Source organism: Candidatus Desulfatibia sp. (assembly GCF_036446775.1).
Classification (GTDB): domain Bacteria; phylum Desulfobacterota; class Desulfobacteria; order Desulfobacterales; family UBA11574; genus Desulfatibia_A.
Genome location: NZ_JAZFTO010000167.1, coordinates 1 through 2,525 on the forward strand (window position 1 = coordinate 1; position 2,525 = coordinate 2,525).

Genomic DNA, 2,525 nt, shown 5'->3' on the forward strand with positions numbered 1-2,525 from the left:
TGACCAAAAGGGGAAATCCCAAATAACAAAATACAAATAACAAATAAATTCCAATGACCGAAAAAACAAATAACAAACAAAAGAATAAAAAAATAGTTTTAGCCCTTGTTTGGAATTTGAGACTTGGAATTTGTGATTTATTTGAAATTTGGTGCTTGTGATTTGTTATTTATTTAATGTTTGGTGCTTGGAATTTGTGATTTATTTGTAATTTGGTGCTTGGAATTTGTGATTTATTTGTAATAAGGCAGATCCGGATATCTCTGACCTGGCTCTCCGAGGCGTAGGCTCTACCCTCCGGCCTGTAAGCCCTACGGGCTGGAAGCGGAGCCGGAGGCCCAAAGGACCAGGTTTTTAAGGACATAATAAATGGAGGCTGCCGGACCACTTACCGGAACTTATTGAAAAGTTACTTAAAACGTTCGTAAAAAAGAACTTTTCACTCTTTACAAATTTATCAACCTTTATAAAAATCTTTTGACTTTGTTCATGAAATATTCGGTTAAACTTCCAGGGACCCGATAATCTCGGATATATCGGGAATTTCCTTTGCTATTAAATATGATTCTATCCCCTCAATGACATCTAAGGTTGCCCGCGGGTTGATGAAATTGGCGGTCCCGATTTGAACGGCCGCAGCCCCCGCTATCAGGAATTCCAGCGCATCTTTGGCATTCATGATACCGCCGACACCGATGACCGGTATCTTTACGCTTTGAGCAACCTGCCAGACCATGCGCAGAGCTACGGGTTTTATGGCCGGACCGGATAGCCCGCCGGTTATATTGGCCAGCTTTGGACGCCGCGATTCAATGTCGATGGCCATGCCGGTTATGGTGTTGATCAACGAAACCGAGTCCGCACCTGCGGCTTCCACACTGCGGGCGATTTCCACAATGTCGGTTACATTGGGAGAAAGCTTGACCACCAGTAGTCTGGTCGTCCTGCTCCGGACCGCCCTGACAACCTCGGCAGCAGTTTGCGGAAAAGCGCCAAATGCTACCCCGCCGGCCTTTACATTGGGGCATGAAATATTTACTTCAATCCCTGATATTGCTTCAATATCTTCCAGGCGCGCGGCCAGTTCGGCATATTCTGCTTTAGTTTTCCCGTAGATGTTGACTAAAATCGGCGTTGTCAGTTTTTGCAAAAACGGTATTTTTTTCTTAACAAACGCCTCCAACCCAACGTTTTCGAGCCCAATGGCATTCAGCATACCACACTGCGTTTCGACGATTCTCAAAGGCGGGTTCCCTTTTGACGGCTCGAGTGACAAACCCTTTACGATAATAGCTCCCAGGCGGTTTAAATCAATAAGATCTGCAAACTCGCGGCCATATCCAAAAGTGCCGGATGCCGTCATTACAGGGTTCTTAAGTTCCAGACCCCCGATATCAACACGCGTATTTGGCTTGGCTGTCATTTCACCCTTGGTGCCTTTGTGCCTTAGTGGCTGATAGTTAATTCGAATGTTTCATGAGGCAGACATAATTTCGGCTATATTAACAAAAGTCTTTGTTACCGGGGAATCTTGATATTTTTCCTGAAACGAGGTTCCGGAGTCGCCGCAAGCAACAAGACCGGGATCGAACGGAATCCTCCCCAGAAATTTTATCCCGGCCGTCTCGGCTGTTTTTTCGCCACCGCCGGAGCCAAACAGGTCGATCATTGCGCTGCAATGCGGGCAGTTAAATCCGCTCATGTTTTCAATCAGGCCGAAAATCTCCATTTTTACAACGTTACAGAAACTGATGGACTTCCTCACATCCGCCAGAGAAACCTCCTGGGGTGTGGTGACAATAATCGCTTTGGCGTCGTCAATTGTCTGGGCTACGGTCAAAGGTTCGTCACCGGTTCCCGGAGGAGAATCGATTATCAAATAATCGAGCTCACCCCATTCCACTTCGCTGATAAACTGCTGAATCGCCGCATTTTTGAGCGGTCCCCGCCAAATAATGGCATCATCCTTGCGTACGCTAAGCGATTCAATTGAAACCGCTTTCAGGTTTTCCGAGTACGCCATGGGGCGCAGTTTCCGGTTTTCGTTCAGATCGAGCATCCCTTTGAGCCCGAGCATCCGCGGCACATCCGGACCATGCAAATCAACATCCATGATCCCCACGTTATACCCCTTAGCGGCCAGCGCAATGGCAAGATTGACAGAGACGCTGGTTTTACCCACTCCGCCTTTGCCGCTCAAAACAATAAACTTGTTTTTAATTTTTTGCAACGATCGTTTAACGGCAGCGTCCCGATCTTTTTGGCCCTTATTTTGTTTTTGGGCGCCGCAGACACTTTCATGAATTTGAGTCATTATATCTATCTCCTGTGTTTATTCCGCCTCTGGTTAAATTCGTGACTTTTTACGAGATCATCAAATATTGACTTCAAGGTTGTCAAGGATTTTCTCCGTCTCGCCTTTTAACACCCTAACTTAGCACTGACTCTTAATCGAAATCCATCTTTATCTCCTCATCTATTTTTCCGCTAATTTTAAATTTTTTGTATTTTACACCAGAATTTTT

Annotated in this window: 2 protein-coding genes; both read right to left on the minus strand. The window is 45.6% G+C overall.

Annotated elements, in window-relative coordinates; all coding sequences use genetic code 11:
- Positions 1–502: 502 nt before the first annotated feature.
- Entirely contained in the window at positions 503–1,423 is a 921-nt protein-coding gene (locus V3S16_RS08355; protein WP_413884222.1) for a dihydroorotate dehydrogenase, read from the minus strand.
- A gap of 51 nt (positions 1,424–1,474) precedes the next feature.
- Positions 1,475–2,314, minus strand: a complete 840-nt coding sequence (locus tag V3S16_RS08360; protein WP_413884223.1) for a P-loop NTPase — start codon at positions 2,312–2,314, stop codon at positions 1,475–1,477.
- Between the last annotated feature and the right edge of the window lie 211 nt (positions 2,315–2,525).